Here is a 16,303-nt window from a genome sequence, read left to right as displayed (position 1 = left end):
CCGGCACCGTCCGCCCGGTGGCCCGCTCACCGCGGCAGCATGCGGACGCTCGCCGCGCTCACCTCGGCTTGATGTTGTGGTTGAACCGGAACACGTTGTCCGGGTCGTACTGCCGCTTGACCTCCTCCAGGCGCCGGTAGTTCTCCGCGCCGTACCCGGCGATCACCCGGTCCGGGCCCTCCTGGCCGATGAAGTTGAGGTAGACGGCGCCCGTGCTCCAGGGCCGGGCACCGGCCCGCACGTCCCGCACCCACTGGATGCCGCGCTCGTCGTCGGCCGCGTCCGCCCACATGCCGAAGGGATGCGTCGCCCAGGGCGAGTCCCGGTAGGGCACCGGGTACTCGTGGGGTCCGTCGGCGATGGCACCGCCCAGCGGGAACACCGCCTGGATGGTTCGCGTCGGTACGGGCATCGCGCACGCGCCGGCGCAGAACACGTCGACGTAGTCGTCGGGCAGGCCCGTCAGGTACTCCGCCGACCAGTAGTTCCGGAAGCCCGGCGGATCGTCGAGCATGCACTGCACGTCGACGTACGGCATCGCGCCGACGATCGCCGCTTCGTGCGGCAGCGCCAGCAGCGGCTCGGCCGCCTTCCGCATCGCCGCCTCGCTCCCGGCGTACGTCAGCAGCGCCGCGCACAGCAGGGTGCCCTGCAGCCGCGGCGGGCAGAACTCCTCGGGCGGGCCGGTGAGATAGATGACCCCGCCGCTCGCCTCGTTCGGCGCCACGGAGATGACATCGCGGTAGGTGCGTACGACCTCGGGGCCGAACTCCGGGAGGTAGAACAGGAACGCGATGGCGAACTCGGGCAGCTCGTACAGGTTCAGGGTGAGCGAGGTGGCCACGCCGAAGTTGCCGCCGCCGCCGTGCAACGCCCAGAACAGCTCGGGGTTCTCGTCGACGCTCGCGTGCACCGGACGGCCGTCGGCGGTGACGAGTTCGGCGGCGATGAGGTTGTCGACGGCCAGTCCGCACCAGCGGTCCAGCCAGCCGGAGCCCCCGCCGAGGACGAAACCGCCGACGCCGGTGGTGGAGACCCGGCCGCCGGTGGTGGCGAGGCCATGTTCCTGGCAGGCGCGGTCCAGGTCGCTCATCGTGGCGCCGCCCGCGACCCGTACCGCCTCGGCCGCCGGGTCCACGGTGACCGCGCGCATGTGGCGCAGATCGATGACCAGGCCGCCGTCGTTCAGTGCCGAGCCCGCCACGCTGTGGCCGCCGCCGCGCACGGCGATGTGCAGGTCCAGGTCCCGGGCGAACCGCACCGAGCGCACGACGTCGGCCTCGTCCACGCACTGCGCGATCACCGCGGGCCGCTTGTCGATCATCGCGTTGAAGACGACACGCGCCTCGTCGTAACCGTGGTCCCCCGGGGCGAACACATCGCCAGTGAGATCCTCGCGCAGCGCGGTGAGCGCCGCGCCCGCCTTCGAAGGGGAAGCCATGGCCGCCCCCTTTCCGCCAAGGGGGATTTGTGCCCTTCCAGGTTAGGCGGGCCCAGCTCCGGGGGCCTGCCGGCGCCACCATCGCCCGGGACGCCGTGGCCGTGGGCGGACTCGCGGTGAGGCCCTTGAGAGGTGGTGGTCCCCGTCAGCCGCCGTACGCGCCCGAAGCCGTCAGGCGCAGGGCCGTGTCGATCAGCGGGACGTGGCTGAACGCCTGCGGGAAGTTGCCGACCTGGCGCTGCAGGCGCGGATCCCACTCCTCGGCCAGCAGTCCGAGGTCGTTGCGCAGTGCCAGCAGCTTCTCGAACAGCTTGCGGGCCTCGTCGACCCGGCCGATCATCGCCAGGTCGTCCGCCATCCAGAACGAACAGGCCAGGAAGGCGCCCTCGTCACCGGGCAGCCCGTCGACGCCCTCGGCCTCCCCTTGCGTCGGGTAGCGCAGGATGAACCCGTCCGGTGTGGACAGCTCCCGCTGGATCGCCTCGATGGTGCCGATCACCCGCTTGTCGTCCGGCGGCAGGAAGCCCATCTGCGGAATGAGCAGCAGCGAGGCGTCCAGCTCCTTCGAGCCGTACGACTGGGTGAAGGTGTTGCGCTCCTTGTCGTAGCCCCTCTCGCACACGTCCCGGTGGATGTCGTCGCGCAGCTCGCGCCAGCGCTCCAGCGGGCCGTCCGCGTCACCGGACTCGATCAGCTTGATGGTGCGGTCCACGGCGACCCACGCCATCACCTTGGAGTGCACGAAGTGGCGGCGCGGGCCGCGCACCTCCCAGATGCCCTCGTCCGGCTCGTTCCAGTGGTCCTCCAGGTAGCGGATCAGCTTGAGCTGGAGCACCGAGGCGTAGTCGTTGCGGGCGAGCCCGGTCATGTGGCCCAGGTGCAGGGCCTCGGTGACCTCGCCGTACACGTCCAGCTGGAGCTGGTGGGCCGCGCCGTTGCCGACCCGGACCGGCGCGGAGTTCTCGTAGCCGGGCAGCCAGTCCAGCTCCGCCTCGCCGAGCTCGCGCTCGCCGGCGATGCCGTACATGATCTGGAGGTTCTCCGGGTCGCCCGCGACCGCGCGCAGCAGCCACTCGCGCCAGGCGCGGGCCTCCTCGCGGTAGCCGGTGCGCAGCAGCGAGGACAGGGTGATCGCGGCGTCCCTGAGCCAGGTGTAGCGGTAGTCCCAGTTGCGGACCCCGCCGATCTCCTCGGGCAGCGAGGTCGTGGGCGCGGCGACGATGCCGCCGGTCGGGGCGTACGTCAGCGCCTTCAGCGTGATCAGGGAGCGGATCACGGCCTCGCGGTAGGGGCCGTGGTAGGTGCAGTGCTCGACCCACTCGCGCCAGAAGTCCTCGGTGGCCTCCAGCGACTGCTCCGGCTCGGGCAGCGGCGGCGGCTGGTGGTGCGAGGGCTGCCAGGAGATGGTGAACGCGATCCGGTCACCGGGGGCGACGGTGAAGTCGGAGTACGTCGTCAGCGACTTGCCGTAGGTCTCGCACTCGGTGTCGAACCAGACCGAGTCCGGGCCCGCGACGGCCACCGTGCGGCCCTCGTGCTTGTGCACCCACGGCACGACCCGGCCGTAGGAGAACCGCATCCTGAGGGCCGAGCGCATCCGGACGCGCCCGGAGACACCCTCCACGATGCGGATCAGCTGCGGGGCGCCGTCACGCGGGGGCATGAAATCGGTCACTCGGACCGTGCCGCGCGGGGTGTCCCACTCGGACTCCAGGATCAGCGAGTCCCCGCGGTAACTGCGCCGGGCCGCGACCGGCGGCGCCGAGTCCGCCGCGTGCGCGGGCCCGAGCCGCCAGAAACCGTGTTCCTCGGTGCCCAGCAGACCGGCGAAGATGGCGTGCGAGTCGAAGCGGGGCAGGCACAGCCAGTCGACTGTGCCGTCCCGGCAGACCAGTGCCGCGGTCTGCATGTCTCCGATGAGTGCGTAGTCTTCGATGCGCCCGGCCACGTGCAACTCCAGTCGAACGGCCACGTCACCCCCCGAGGAAAAGGGGGCGGTCGCTAGTGCGGTCAAGGGGTCGTTGTAATGCGTCGTTGAGCGGTGAAGCAAAGCAGCCGCTCCGCCGTGAGGCAAAACGCCAATTGTTGCTCAACGAACTGACGAGCTCGCGTCGTTCCGGTCGTACGGGCTGGGGTGGTGCCGTGTTGCCGGTCCGGCTCGGCAGTGAGTGTCCGACGAGGATACGACGCACGTAGATGATCTGCGTGCCGCTCCGGGCAACGTGGATGGGCCGAACGGGTGAGCAACGGGTGAGAAACCGGTGACCCCGCGTGGGCCCGTGTCGACCTGCGTGGCGACACGTGCGCGGAGCGTGGCCGGAAGCCATCGCCCCGAGGCGCTGATACCCTGGTAGCCCGTGGACCGGTGGGAGAGAAACCCCCGAACCGCAGCGACGGCGACTCCGGAATCCCCGGTGAGAACGCCGCACCGCACCCCAGAACGCGACCACGGGAGCCCCGCCTTGGCCATGACGCCCAAATCCACGACGACCAAGCACATCTTCGTCACCGGGGGTGTCGCCTCCTCGCTCGGCAAGGGCCTCACCGCCTCCAGTCTTGGCATGCTGCTCAAGGCGCGGGGACTGCGCGTCGTGATGCAGAAGCTCGACCCGTACCTCAACGTCGACCCCGGGACGATGAACCCCTTCCAGCACGGTGAGGTGTTCGTCACCAACGACGGCGCCGAGACGGACCTGGACATCGGACATTACGAGCGCTTCCTCGACCGTGACTTGGACGGCTCCGCCAATGTCACTACAGGACAGGTCTACTCGACGGTGATCGCCAAGGAGCGGCGCGGCGAGTACCTGGGCGACACCGTGCAGGTCATCCCGCACATCACCAACGAGATCAAGCACCGCATCCGGCGGATGGCGACCGACGAGGTCGACGTCGTCATCACGGAGGTCGGCGGCACGGTCGGCGACATCGAGTCGCTGCCGTTCCTCGAGACCGTCCGCCAGGTCCGGCACGAGGTCGGCCGTGACAACGTCTTCGTCGTCCACATCTCTCTCCTGCCGTACATCGGCCCCTCGGGAGAGCTGAAGACGAAGCCGACCCAGCACTCGGTTGCGGCCCTGCGGAACATCGGTATCCAGCCGGACGCGATCGTGCTGCGCTGCGACCGAGAGGTGCCCACCGCGATCAAGCGGAAGATCTCGCTGATGTGCGACGTCGACGAGGCCGCCGTGGTCGCCTGCCCCGACGCCCGCTCCATCTACGACATCCCGAAGACGGTGCATGGCGAGGGCCTGGACGCCTACGTCGTCCGCAAGCTGGACCTGCCGTTCCGTGACGTGGACTGGACGACCTGGGACGACCTGCTCGACCGCGTCCACAACCCCGACCACGAGATCACCCTCGCCCTGGTCGGCAAGTACATCGACCTGCCCGACGCCTATCTCTCGGTCACCGAGGCGCTGCGCGCGGGCGGCTTCGCCAACAAGGCCCGCGTCAAGATCAAGTGGGTCACCTCCGACGACTGCAAGACCCCGGCCGGCGCCAAGGCGCAGCTCGGTGACGTCGACGGCATCTGCATCCCGGGCGGCTTCGGCGACCGCGGTGTGCTCGGCAAGGTCGGCGCGATCAAGTTCGCCCGCGAGAACAAGATCCCGCTGCTGGGCCTCTGCCTGGGCCTGCAGTGCATCGTGATCGAGGCGGCGCGCAACCTCGCCGACATCGGCGACGCCAACTCCACCGAGTTCGACCCCGCCACGGGCCACCCGGTCATCTCCACGATGGCCGAGCAGCTCGACATCGTCGCCGGCGAGGGCGACATGGGCGGAACGATGCGCCTGGGCATGTACCCGGCCAAGCTGGCCGAGGGCTCCATCGTGCGCGAGGTGTACGACGGCAAGGAGTACGTCGAGGAGCGGCACCGTCACCGCTACGAGGTGAACAACGCCTACCGCGCGGAGCTGGAGAAGAAGGCGGGCATCCTGTTCTCCGGAACGTCCCCCGACGGCAAGCTCGTGGAGTACGTCGAGTACCCCCGCGACGTCCACCCCTACCTGGTGGCGACGCAGGCCCACCCGGAGCTGCGCTCGCGCCCGACCCGCCCGCACCCGCTGTTCGCGGGCCTCGTGAAGGCGGCGGTCGAGCGGAAGATCTCGAAGTAGCACGACAGTTGTACGGTGGCCGGGGTGCGAACCTTCAATGGTTGGCACCCCGGTTTTCTTTGGCGGGTTCGTTTCAAGCGTGTGGAAGGCCAGGGCATGACGATCAAGGACACCCCGCAGGAGTGGGAGATCCGGGCGACGGACACCCCCTTCGTGGGCAACAAGACCTCCGTCCGCACCGACGACGTGGTCATGCCCGACGGCAGCGTGGTGCGCCGCGACTACCAGGTCCACCCGGGCTCGGTCGCCGTGCTCGCCCTCGACGAGGAGGACCGGGTGCTGCTCATCAAGCAGTACCGGCACCCCGTACGGCACAAGCTGTGGGAGATCCCGGCCGGACTGCTCGACATCCCCGGCGAGAACCCGCTGCACGCGGCCCAGCGCGAGCTGTACGAGGAGGCGCACGTCAAGGCCGAGGACTGGCGGGTGCTGACGGACGTCTACACCACGCCGGGCGGCTGCGACGAGGCGGTACGGGTCTTCCTGGCCCGCGACCTCTCCGAGGTCGAGGGCGAGCGCTTCACGGTCGAGGACGAGGAGGCGGACCTGGAACACGCGCGCGTGCCGCTCGCGGAACTGGTCCAGGGGGTCCTCGCGGGGGAGTTGCACAACAACTGCCTGGTGGTCGGGGTGCTGTCGCTGGTCGCCGCGCGGGCCTCCGGCGGACTCGACGGACTGCGTCCGGCAGACGCGCCCTGGCCCGCGAGGCCGTTCCAGGCCTGACCCCTCTTGGTCCTACGATCTGTTGATCCGATCGGGGGAGTCTTCGTTCCCTCCGTCGTGCTCCACACGGCTCGTTGCAGAGCGTGAACTAGGCTCTGAAACACGCCCGTATCCGGAATCCCGGCGGGCTTGCGCGTGCGGTGGGACGGGAGTGTGGCCCGTGACGGATCAGGCGGTGGACACAGGCGGCGTCAGGTTGTCGGCCGACGGTCAATTTCTGGGCCGGACACGGGAGTTGAAGGAGCTGCTCGCCGACATCGAGCGGGCGGGACTCGACACCCTCTCTGGCAAGAAGGCCCCCCGCGCGCGGGTGCTGCTGATCGCCGGACGCCCCGGTTCCGGCCGCACCTCCCTCGCCGAGGAACTCGTACGACAGGTAGCGGACCGTTACGGCGACGGCGTGCTGCGCGCCCGGCTCAGCGAGCCCGACGGCACCCCCGTCCCCGTCGACTCCGTGGCCCGCGATCTGCTCGCCGCCCTGGAGCTGCCGTCCCCGGCCGGGGCCGCCGAGGACGACCTCACCGCCGCGTTGCGCGAGGCGCTCGCCGACCGCAGGGTCCTGCTCCTGCTCGACGACGCGGCCACCGCGGAACAGGTCGCCGCCCTGCTGCCCGAGACCCCGGACTGCCTGGTCGTCGCCGTCTCGGCCGGTCCGCTCACCGGCATCTCCGACGTCCGCCCGTGCACCCTCGGCGGCCTGGACACCAAGTCGGCGGTGGAACTGCTGTCCCGGCACGCGGGATCGGTCCGGATCACCGTCGACCCGCGGGCCGCCGAAGGCCTGGTCGAGGAGTGCCAGGCGCAGCCCGCCGCGCTGACCCTGGCCGGCGGCTGGCTCGCCGCCCGGCCCAAGTCCGCCGTCGCAGACCTCGCCAAGCAGCTGCACGCCGAGCTCGACGAGGACACCGCCGGCACCCCGCTGGCCCAGGTGTTCCGACTCGCGTACACCGCCCTGCCCGGTCCGGCCGCCCGGATACTGCGACTGCTCAGCCTCGCCCCGGCGGGCCTCGTCGACCCGCACACCGCCTCCGCGCTGGCCGGCTGCTCGGTCAGCGGCGCCCGCACCACCCTGGACGACTTCGTCGCCCTCGGCCTGCTGCGGGCCGTGGACTCACCCCTGCCCCAGTACGAGGTCCCCGGCTGTCTGCACCCCCTGCTCCGGGCGCTCACCGAGACGCAGGACCGGCCCGCGGAGCTCCAGCTGGCCCGCGCCCGCATGCTGGAGCGGACCGTGCGGCTGCTCCAGTCGTGCCGTGCCATCACCGAGACCGACAGTCCGCAGGCGCGCGAGAAGCTGCTCGGCATGCCGCGCTCCCTGCGCTTCCCGAACCCCCGAGCGGCGGCCGACTGGCTGCGCATCCGCAGGCCGGCCCTGCTCGCGGCGGCCCGGCTCGCCGTCGCCGACGGAGATCTGGACACCCTGGCCCGGCGGCTGATGTCCCAGCTGGTGCGGGCCATGGTCGCTCACTTCGGCACCCAGGCCGCGGCGGGTGACCTGTACGGGATCCACGGATTGGTGCTGGACGTGGCCGAGCGCCGGAATCTGCCCCGCGAGCAGGCCGCCGCCCTGCTGAACCTCGGCGACCTCGACGCCAGGACGGGCCGGACGCGGGAGGCTCTGGCCCGGTACCGGGCCGCTCTGGACGCCGGACGCGAGGCGAACGACCCGTACGCGATCGGCCGCGCGATGGAATCCGTAGGCGGTGCCCATCTGGAGCTCGGCGACTACGACCGGGCCGCCGACTGGTTCGGCCGCGCCCTCGCCCAGCGGCTGGCCCGGGACGAGCGCGCGGAGGCGGCCCGGCTGTACGGCCGGATCGGCGCCGCGTACACCTTCGCGGGGCGCTACGGCGAGGCGCAGCGCAATTGGCGGGCCGCCGTCGCCGGGCACCGCCGCCTCGGCGATGTCGCCGCCCACGCGCGGGCGTTGAGCGAGCTGGCCCGGGTCCAGGAGTACGCCGGCCGGCCCGAGGAGTCCCTCGCCACCTGCCAGGAGGCGGTGGAGTGGGCGCGCCGGGCCGACGACGTACGGCTGCAGGCCGCGCTGCATCTGCGGCTGGCGGACACGCTGGAGCATCTCGGGGACTCCGCCGCGGCTCGACTGCACCGCGGGGCGGCCGAGCGCATGCTGGGTGAGGAGCTCCCGGAGGGGGAACCCGAGCCAGAAGAGAGCACTACAGAGGACTAGAGCCTGCGAAATCCGTAGTGCATCCGCAGAAGATTGGTGCAATGAAAGGCTAGACAGCGGGAACACCTTCATTAGACTGGCTCTGCCGCACCTTCTCCTGCGGTGTCTCCCTGTGTGCCCCCGCACGCCTGGGTATGTCATGCAATGCACCCTCTGAGCCAAGGACCGTGATCGACGTGAAGGTCGGCATCCCCCGCGAGGTCAAGAACAACGAGTTCCGGGTGGCCATCACCCCCGCCGGTGTGCACGAGCTGGTGCGCAACGGCCACCAGGTCGTCATCGAGCGTGGCGCCGGCGTCGGCTCCTCGATCCCGGACGTCGAGTACGTGGCCGCCGGTGCCCAGATCCTGGACACCGCCGACGAGGTGTGGGCCGCCGCTGACCTGCTGCTGAAGGTCAAGGAGCCCATCGCCGAGGAGTACCACCGCCTCCGCAAGGACCAGACGCTCTTCACTTACCTGCACCTGGCCGCCTCCAAGGAGTGCACGGACGCCCTGATCGAGTCGGGCACCACCGCCATCGCCTACGAGACGGTCGAGCTGGCGAACCGCGCGCTCCCGCTGCTCGCCCCGATGTCCGAGGTCGCGGGCCGGCTCGCCCCGCAGGTCGGCGCCTACCACCTGATGCGCTCGGCCGGCGGCCGCGGTGTCCTGCCCGGCGGTGTCCCCGGCACCCAGCCGGCCAAGGCCGTCGTGATCGGCGGCGGTGTCTCCGGCTGGAACGCCACCCAGATCGCCGTCGGCATGGGCTTCCACGTCACGCTGCTCGACCGTGACATCAACAAGCTGCGCGAGGCGGACAAGGTCTTCGGCACCAAGGTGCGGGCGATCATGTCCAACGCCTTCGAGCTGGAGAAGGCCGTCCTGGACGCGGACCTCGTCATCGGCGCGGTGCTCATCCCGGGCGCCAAGGCCCCGAAGCTGGTCACCAACGAGCTCGTCTCGCGCATGAAGCCCGGAAGTGTCCTTGTCGACATCGCGATCGACCAGGGCGGCTGCTTCGAGGACTCGCGTCCCACCACGCACGCCGAGCCGACCTTCGAGGTCCACGACTCGGTCTTCTACTGCGTCGCCAACATGCCGGGCGCGGTGCCCAACACCTCCACCTACGCGCTCACCAACGCCACGCTGCCGTACATCGTCTCGCTGGCCAACAACGGCTGGGTCGAGGCGCTGCGCCGGGACGCGGCTCTCGCCAAGGGTCTCAACACCCATGACGGCAAGGTCGTTTACCGCGAGGTCGCCGAGGCGCACGGCCTGGAGCACGTGGAGCTGGACTCGCTGCTCGGCTGAGCCGACGCCACCGGCGAACGGCTAAGTCACCTTTTCGTAAAGGCGATACGTCAACACGGCTCGTCAACGTCGCACACCCGGCCGGACCTTGCCCGACAAGGTCCGGCCGGATGTGTGTATGGTCACTTTGCGACGCTCGGTCAACTCGCCTCGAACGTAACTCTTCGACCGATTCGCACACCGGTGAAACCTACTGTGCGACGGCCGTACGCCCTTGACAGAGGGATGTTTCATTGCCGACACATCCTGCCGGGTCCGGCGGATTGTGTTGCTGCGGACGCCCGACACGCCATAGAGTCGCCGACTGTCGGCATGGTGCCACGCTGACCTTGTCTAGAAGTTTCCTGGTCACCAAGGAGGTAAGACGACTTGTGAATGAGTCGACATTTTCTCCCGGGGGTGGTCAACCAGGAAGCCCAGCGCGGGGCCAGGCTCCCGCGGGGTTCGAGGCTGTCGGCTCCGTCGCGGTGCGCACCTTCGCAGCCCACCAGAGTCACCAGCAGACCGTGACCCTGTCAGCACACCAGAGCATGGATGGCCATCACGTGAACGCCATGGCCGGCGACGGAAGTGGCGCGCCCCACAACCACTTCGCCGACTACGACGAACTGCCCGAGGGGCACTTCTACGATCCCGACGCGGAATACGAGCCCGACCCCGAGTACGCGGCCACGCTCGCGCCCGACGCCGCACGCCAGCGTCGCGAGCGCATCGGCCCGACCGGACGGCCGCTGCCGTACTTCCCCATCCCGGGGCCGCTGACCGACCACGGTCCGGCGAAGATCATCGCGATGTGCAACCAGAAGGGCGGCGTCGGCAAGACGACGTCGACCATCAATCTGGGTGCCGCGCTGGCGGAGTACGGACGTCGGGTCCTGCTCGTGGACTTCGACCCGCAGGGCGCGCTGTCGGTCGGACTCGGCGTCAACCCGATGGAGCTCGACCTCACCGTCTACAACCTGCTCATGGAGCGGGGCATGTCGGCCGACGAGGTCCTGCTGAAGACCGCGGTCCCGAACATGGACCTGCTGCCGAGCAATATCGACTTGTCGGCGGCGGAGGTCCAGCTGGTCTCCGAGGTCGCGCGCGAGTCGACACTCCAGCGCGCCCTGAAGCCGCTCATGGCGGACTACGACTACATCGTGATCGACTGTCAGCCCTCGCTCGGCCTGCTCACCGTGAACGCCCTGACGGCGGCTCACAAGGTGATCGTGCCGCTCGAGTGCGAGTTCTTCGCCCTGCGTGGCGTGGCGCTGCTGACGGAGACCATCGAGAAGGTCCAGGAGCGGCTCAACCCGGAGCTGGAGCTCGACGGCATCCTCGCCACGATGTACGACTCGCGCACCGTGCACAGCCGTGAGGTGCTCGCGCGGGTCGTCGAGGCGTTCGACGACCACGTCTACCACACGGTCATCGGGCGCACGGTCCGCTTCCCGGAGACCACGGTCGCCGGTGAGCCGATCACCACGTACGCCTCCAACTCCGTCGGTGCCGCCGCCTATCGCCAGCTCGCCAGGGAGGTGCTCGCCCGGTGTCACGCCGAGTGAGTCTGCCGGGGGCCGACGAACTGTTCCGTACGACAGGGGGGATGGCGCTGCAGGCGTCCACTCCCCGGCGAGGGGCCAACGGCGAGGCCCGGGTGCCCGCTCCCGCGGGGGAGAGCGACGCCGCCGCCGCGGAGGACGCGCCGCAGTCCGTGCCCGCGCAGGGCGGGGACGGCGAGGGAGCGGAGCATGTCGCGGCGGACGCCGACCCGGCGGAGTCCGGGGAGTCCCGGAGCCGGGCCGCGGCCGCGGAGCGCTCCGGGCGGCGGCAGGGCGCGCAGGAAGGTTCTGGCGGCGCCGCGGCACCGCGCAACAAGCGCGGCCGGGCCGCCGCGCGGCGGCCCAGCGGCCGAGAGCGGCACGACGAGAAGATCACCGTGTACGTGTCGGCCGAGGAGCTGATGGACCTGGAGCACGCCCGGCTGGTGCTCCGCGGCGAACACGGGCTCGCGGTCGACCGCGGGCGGATCGTCCGCGAGGCGGTGGCCGTGGTGCTCGCGGATCTGGAGACCCGCGGGGACGCCAGCATCCTCGTACGACGGCTTCGCGGGCGGTAGCGGTAGCCTGCGGGGGCTATGACCTCGAACGACGCTCCCGTCCCGGCCGCCGGTGCCCCCGGTGGGCGCCGACGTGCGCTGGGGAGGGGGCCGGGGGTCGCGGCGCCGGCGGAACCGGAGCCGGAGGTCGTACTCGCGGAGCCCGAGCGCGAGGCCGTACTCCCGGAACCCGAGGTCGTACAGCCGGAACCTGAGCCCGCGCCCGCACCGGCGCCCCCACCCGAGCCCGAGGGCGCTCTTCCTGAGCCCGGGCCCGACGCGGTGCCCGGCGAACCCGAGTCCGACGACGGTGTCTTCAAGGTCCGTCTCGCCAACTTCGAGGGCCCCTTCGATCTGCTCCTCCAGCTGATCTCCAAGCACAAGCTGGACGTCACCGAGGTCGCGCTGTCCAAGGTGACCGACGAGTTCATGACGTACATCCGCGCCATGGGCCCGGACTGGGACCTGGACGAGACGACCGAGTTCCTGGTGGTCGCCGCCACCCTGCTGGACCTCAAGGCCGCCCGGCTGCTGCCCGCCGCCGAGGTCGAGGACGAGGCCGACCTCGCCCTCCTCGAAGCCCGGGACCTGCTCTTCGCGCGGCTGCTCCAGTACCGCGCCTACAAGCAGATCGCTGACATCTTCAACCGCAGGCTCGACGAGGAGGCCCGGCGCTACCCCCGTACCGTCGGACTCGAACCGCACCACGCCGAGCTGCTGCCCGAGGTGGTCATCAGCATCGGCGCGGACGGCTTCGCGAAGCTCGCCGTGAAGGCGATGCAGCCCAGGCCCAAGCCGCAGGTGTACGTCGACCACATCCACGCGCCGCTGGTCAGCGTGCAGGAGCAGGCCGGAATCGTGGTGGCGCGGCTGAAGGAACTCGGCGAGGCCAGCTTCCGCGCGCTCGTCGAGGACACCGACGACACCCTCACCGTCGTGGCCCGGTTCCTGGCGCTGCTGGAGCTGTACCGGGAGAAGGCCGTGGCCCTCGACCAGGAGACCGCCCTCGGGGAGCTGACCGTGCGGTGGACCGGCGGGGAGGGGGAGGCCGAGCCGATGGTGACCGACGAGTTCGACCGGCCGCCCGAGCCCGTCAAGGACGAGGAGAAGAAGACGTGAGCGAGGAGACCAGCGGGCCCGGCGCCGTCGCCGACCTCGACCTCAAGCCGGCCCTCGAGGCCGTCCTCATGGTCGTGGACGAGCCCGCGACCGAGGAACACCTCGCCAAGATCCTCCAGCGGCCCAGGCGGAAGATCGGGGACGCCCTGCGCGAGCTGGCCGACGAGTACACCACCCAGGGCCGCGGATTCGAGCTGCGGCTGATCGCGGGCGGCTGGCGGTTCTACTCCCGGGCCGAGTACGCGCCCGCCGTCGAGGGCTTCGTCCTGGACGGGCAGCAGGCCCGGCTGACCCAGGCCGCCCTGGAGACGCTCGCGGTGGTGGCGTACCGGCAGCCGGTCAGCCGCAGCCGGGTCTCGGCGGTGCGCGGAGTGAACTGCGACGGTGTGATGCGCACCCTGCTGCAGCGGGGTCTGGTCGAGGAGGCGGGCGCGGAACCCGAAACAGGTGCGATCCTGTACAGGACGACGAACTACTTCCTGGAGCGGATGGGCCTGCGCGGTCTGGACGAGCTCCCGGAGCTCGCGCCCTTCCTGCCCGAGGCGGAGGCGATCGAGGCCGAGACCCAGGAAGCCGTACCGTCGTTCGATCCGGACGCTCCGGATTCCGAGGACGACGACAAGACGACGGAACTTTGATGCGAAGCAGCAGCGGCAGGAACAGCAGCGGAAACAACGGCGGGAGCCGTGGTGGCAACAGCGGCGGCCGCGGCGGGAACAGCGCGGGCCGCGGGAACCACCGCGGCGCCGGGAACAACCGCGACGACAGGCAGGGCGGCCGGCCCAAGAAGCCGCGCCCCGAGGAGCGCCGCTACGACGTAGGCCCCGGCGCCACCCAGGACGGCCCGAAGTCGGGGCGTGGCGCTTCGGCGCGCGGCGGTGCCAAGGGCGGGCCCAGGCAGGGCCAGGGCACCGGGCGCGGCCGTACGGCACCGGCCCAGTCCCGTGAGTACGAGACCCGCGCCGAGGAGCGCAACCGCGAGCGCTACGCGGGCAAGAAGGACATCAAGCTGCCCAAGACCTTCCCGGGCGCCGAGCAGGAGGGCGAGCGGCTGCAGAAGGTCCTCGCGCGCGCGGGCTACGGCTCCCGGCGGGCCTGCGAGGAGCTGATCGAGCAGGCGCGAGTCGAGGTCAACGGCGAGATCGTGCTGGAGCAGGGCAAGCGCGTCGACCCGGAGAAGGACGAGGTCAAGGTCGACGGCCTGACCGTGGCGACGCAGTCGTACCAGTTCTTCTCGCTGAACAAGCCCGCCGGTGTCGTCTCCACCATGGAGGACCCGGAAGGCCGCCAGTGCCTCGGTGACTACGTCACCAACCGGGAGACGCGGCTCTTCCACGTCGGCCGGCTCGACACCGAGACCGAGGGCGTCATCCTGCTCACCAACCACGGCGAGCTGGCGCACCGGCTGACCCACCCCAAGTACGGGGTGAAGAAGACCTACCTCGCGGCCATCGTCGGCCCGATCCCGCGCGACCTGGGCAAGCGCCTGAAGGACGGCATCCAGCTGGAGGACGGCTACGCGCGCGCGGACCACTTCCGGGTGGTCGAGCAGACCGGCAAGAACTACCTCGTCGAGGTCACCCTGCACGAGGGCCGCAAGCACATCGTGCGCCGGATGCTGGCCGAGGCCGGCTTCCCCGTGGAGAAGCTGGTGCGCACCTCCTTCGGCCCGATCACCCTGGGCGACCAGAAGTCGGGCTGGCTGCGGCGGCTGTCCAACACCGAGGTCGGCATGCTGATGAAGGAAGTCGACCTGTAGGCCGTCGGCACCGATGCCTTTCCGCCCTCTCGCCGGTCTGTACTGACGACCGGCGAGAGGAAGGGCCATGGTGGCGACGACGGACCGCGACGAGTTCGTACGGCTGACCGACCCGTACCGGCGCGAGCTGCTCGCGCACTGCTACCGGATGCTGGGCTCGGTCGACGAGGCCGAGGACCTGGTGCAGGAGACCTATCTGCGGGCCTGGCGGTCCTACGACGGCTACGAGGGCCGTGCCTCCCTGCGGACCTGGCTGCACAGGATCGCCACCAACACGTGTCTGACGGCGCTGGAGGGCCGCGCGCGCCGTCCGCTGCCCGCGGGGCTCGGTGAGCCCTCCCAGACGCCTGAGGAGCCCCTCAGGGCCCCCGCGACGGACGTGCCCTGGCTCCAGCCGCTGCCCGACACACTCGTCGACCCGGCGTCGGTCGTGGCCGCCCGGGGCAGCCTGCGGCTCGCGCTCGTGGCCGCGCTGCAGCATTTGCCGGCCCGGCAGCGGGCGGTGCTCATCCTGCGGGACGTGCTGGCCTGGCGGGCGCCGGAGGTCGCCGACCTGCTCGGGACGTCCACGGCGGCCGTGAAGAGCAGCCTGCAGCGCGCGCGTGCCCGGCTGGACGAGGTGGCGCCCCGGGAGGACCGGGTCACGGAACCGTCCGACGCCGCCGACCGCGAGGTGCTCGACCGGTACGTGGCCGCCTTCGAGAACGCCGACATGGAAGCCCTGCTCGCTCTCCTGCGGGACGGCGTGGAGCTGGAGATGCCGCCGTACCTGGAGTGGTTCCGCGGCGCCGAGGAGGTGCACCGCTTCCTGGTGGCGCGCGTGCACGAGACGGGCACCCTGCGGATGCTGCCCACGCGCGCGAACGGGCAGCCGGCGGTCGGGATGTACGTCCGCGGGACGGACGGCGTCCCGCGGGCGCACTCCTTGCAGGTGCTCACCGTCGAGGAGGGCGCGGTCGGCCGTATCACCGTCTTCCTGGACACCGACGTGTTCGGCCGGTTCGGGCTGCCCGGGGTGCTCGGATGAACCCCGGGGAGCTGCTGGAGCGTTCGCTCGCCTACGCCCTGGGCAGCGTCGCCGACGTGCGGGCGGACAGCCTCACGCGGGGCACACCGTGCGCCGAGTGGGACCTGGCGCGGCTGCTCGGGCATCTCGACGACTCCCTGGACGCGCTGTACGAGGGCCTGTCCGGCGGTCGGATCGGTCTGGTGCCCCGCGAGGACCGCGCGTGCCGGTTCCGTACGCGCGCGTGCGCGGTGCTGGGGGCCTGGGCGGCGGGGCCGCCGGAGCGGGTGCGGGTCGGCGAACGGCCGCTGGACGTGCGGGTGCTGGCCGCCGTGGGCGCCGTCGAGATCGCCGTGCACGGCTGGGACGTGGCCCAGTCCGGCGGGCGGCCCCGGCCGATCCCGGACGCCCTCGCGACCGAACTGCTGCCGGTCGCGCGGTGCGTGGTGGCGGGGGAGGACCGCGGGGCGCGGTTCGCCGACCCGGTTCCGGTGCCCTCCCGCGCGGGGGCGCAGACCAGGCTGCTGGCCTTCCTGGGGCGGCGCGATTCCTTTCCGGGGTGAGCCCGGTCTGCCTT

12 protein-coding genes and 1 pseudogene are annotated in these 16,303 nt (G+C 71.0%); 11 read left to right on the top strand and 2 right to left on the bottom strand.

The annotated features are described in order from the left end of the window. Positions 1 to 58 precede the first annotated feature (58 nt). Positions 59 to 1,441: an FAD-binding protein gene (locus AC068Z_RS25450; protein ID WP_478559831.1), complete on the bottom strand. Its 1,383-nt coding sequence runs from the start codon at positions 1,439 to 1,441 to the stop codon at positions 59 to 61. A gap of 145 nt (positions 1,442 to 1,586) precedes the next feature. After that, entirely contained in the window at positions 1,587 to 3,389 is a 1,803-nt protein-coding gene (locus AC068Z_RS25445; RefSeq protein WP_478559911.1) for a glycoside hydrolase family 15 protein, read from the bottom strand. Positions 3,390 to 3,909: 520 nt separating this feature from the next. On the opposite strand from AC068Z_RS25445, the gene AC068Z_RS25440 reads away from it, so the two are divergent. From AC068Z_RS25440 to AC068Z_RS25390, 11 genes and pseudogenes are all read left to right on the top strand, one after another. Further along, the gene (locus AC068Z_RS25440; protein ID WP_451726151.1) at positions 3,910 to 5,559 is read left to right on the top strand and encodes a CTP synthase; all 1,650 of its coding nucleotides are present in this window, start codon (positions 3,910 to 3,912) and stop codon (positions 5,557 to 5,559) included. A gap of 96 nt (positions 5,560 to 5,655) precedes the next feature. Further along, on the top strand, positions 5,656 to 6,282 hold the full coding sequence (locus tag AC068Z_RS25435; protein ID WP_478559828.1) for an NUDIX domain-containing protein: 627 nt from the start codon (positions 5,656 to 5,658) through the stop codon (positions 6,280 to 6,282). A gap of 160 nt (positions 6,283 to 6,442) precedes the next feature. Continuing rightward, positions 6,443 to 8,504: pseudogene (locus AC068Z_RS25430) on the top strand (tetratricopeptide repeat protein); the annotation flags it as partial. Positions 8,505 to 8,637: 133 nt separating this feature from the next. After that, positions 8,638 to 9,762 (top strand): alanine dehydrogenase, encoded by a 1,125-nt coding sequence (ald, locus tag AC068Z_RS25425; RefSeq protein ID WP_478559825.1) that lies wholly within the window; start codon positions 8,638 to 8,640, stop codon positions 9,760 to 9,762. Between the two features lie 371 nt (positions 9,763 to 10,133). Further along, positions 10,134 to 11,309, top strand: coding sequence for a ParA family protein (locus tag AC068Z_RS25420; protein ID WP_478559822.1), 1,176 nt, complete (start codon positions 10,134 to 10,136; stop codon positions 11,307 to 11,309). After that, positions 11,294 to 11,863, top strand: coding sequence for a hypothetical protein (locus tag AC068Z_RS25415; protein ID WP_478559819.1), 570 nt, complete (start codon positions 11,294 to 11,296; stop codon positions 11,861 to 11,863). Before AC068Z_RS25420 ends, AC068Z_RS25415 begins: the two co-directional genes overlap by 16 nt. Positions 11,864 to 11,881: 18 nt before the next feature. Continuing rightward, positions 11,882 to 12,961: a segregation and condensation protein A gene (locus AC068Z_RS25410; protein WP_478559816.1), complete on the top strand. Its 1,080-nt coding sequence runs from the start codon at positions 11,882 to 11,884 to the stop codon at positions 12,959 to 12,961. Further along, positions 12,958 to 13,599: an SMC-Scp complex subunit ScpB gene (gene scpB / locus AC068Z_RS25405; protein ID WP_478559813.1), complete on the top strand. Its 642-nt coding sequence runs from the start codon at positions 12,958 to 12,960 to the stop codon at positions 13,597 to 13,599. Before AC068Z_RS25410 ends, scpB begins: the two co-directional genes overlap by 4 nt. Next, a complete protein-coding gene (locus AC068Z_RS25400; protein ID WP_478559810.1) occupies positions 13,599 to 14,720 on the top strand; it encodes a pseudouridine synthase in 1,122 nt (373 codons plus the stop codon). Before scpB ends, AC068Z_RS25400 begins: the two co-directional genes overlap by 1 nt. A 67-nt stretch (positions 14,721 to 14,787) precedes the next feature. After that, positions 14,788 to 15,747, top strand: coding sequence for a sigma-70 family RNA polymerase sigma factor (locus AC068Z_RS25395; RefSeq protein ID WP_478559807.1), 960 nt, complete (start codon positions 14,788 to 14,790; stop codon positions 15,745 to 15,747). Beyond that, on the top strand, positions 15,744 to 16,289 hold the full coding sequence (locus AC068Z_RS25390; RefSeq protein ID WP_478559804.1) for a TIGR03086 family metal-binding protein: 546 nt from the start codon (positions 15,744 to 15,746) through the stop codon (positions 16,287 to 16,289). The genes AC068Z_RS25395 and AC068Z_RS25390 overlap by 4 nt, the downstream gene beginning before the upstream one ends. The last annotated feature ends 14 nt before the right edge of the window (positions 16,290 to 16,303 follow it).

Source organism: Streptomyces sp. NPDC043726 (genome assembly GCF_056436565.1).
This window is presented reverse-complemented; position numbering and strand designations above follow the sequence as displayed.

What these genes read in the sequence shown, in the direction of transcription:
- AC068Z_RS25435 (WP_478559828.1), top strand. Translation starts at nt 5,656, where the DNA reads ATGACGATCAAGGACACCCCGCAGGAGTGGGAGATCCGGGCGACGGAC.
- AC068Z_RS25395 (WP_478559807.1), top strand. Translation starts at nt 14,788, where the DNA reads ATGGTGGCGACGACGGACCGCGACGAGTTCGTACGGCTGACCGACCCG.
- AC068Z_RS25440 (WP_451726151.1), top strand. Translation starts at nt 3,910, where the DNA reads ATGACGCCCAAATCCACGACGACCAAGCACATCTTCGTCACCGGGGGT.
- AC068Z_RS25410 (WP_478559816.1), top strand. Translation starts at nt 11,882, where the DNA reads ATGACCTCGAACGACGCTCCCGTCCCGGCCGCCGGTGCCCCCGGTGGG.
- AC068Z_RS25450 (WP_478559831.1), bottom strand. Translation starts at nt 1,441, where the DNA reads ATGGCTTCCCCTTCGAAGGCGGGCGCGGCGCTCACCGCGCTGCGCGAG.
- AC068Z_RS25400 (WP_478559810.1), top strand. Translation starts at nt 13,599, where the DNA reads ATGCGAAGCAGCAGCGGCAGGAACAGCAGCGGAAACAACGGCGGGAGC.
- AC068Z_RS25390 (WP_478559804.1), top strand. Translation starts at nt 15,744, where the DNA reads ATGAACCCCGGGGAGCTGCTGGAGCGTTCGCTCGCCTACGCCCTGGGC.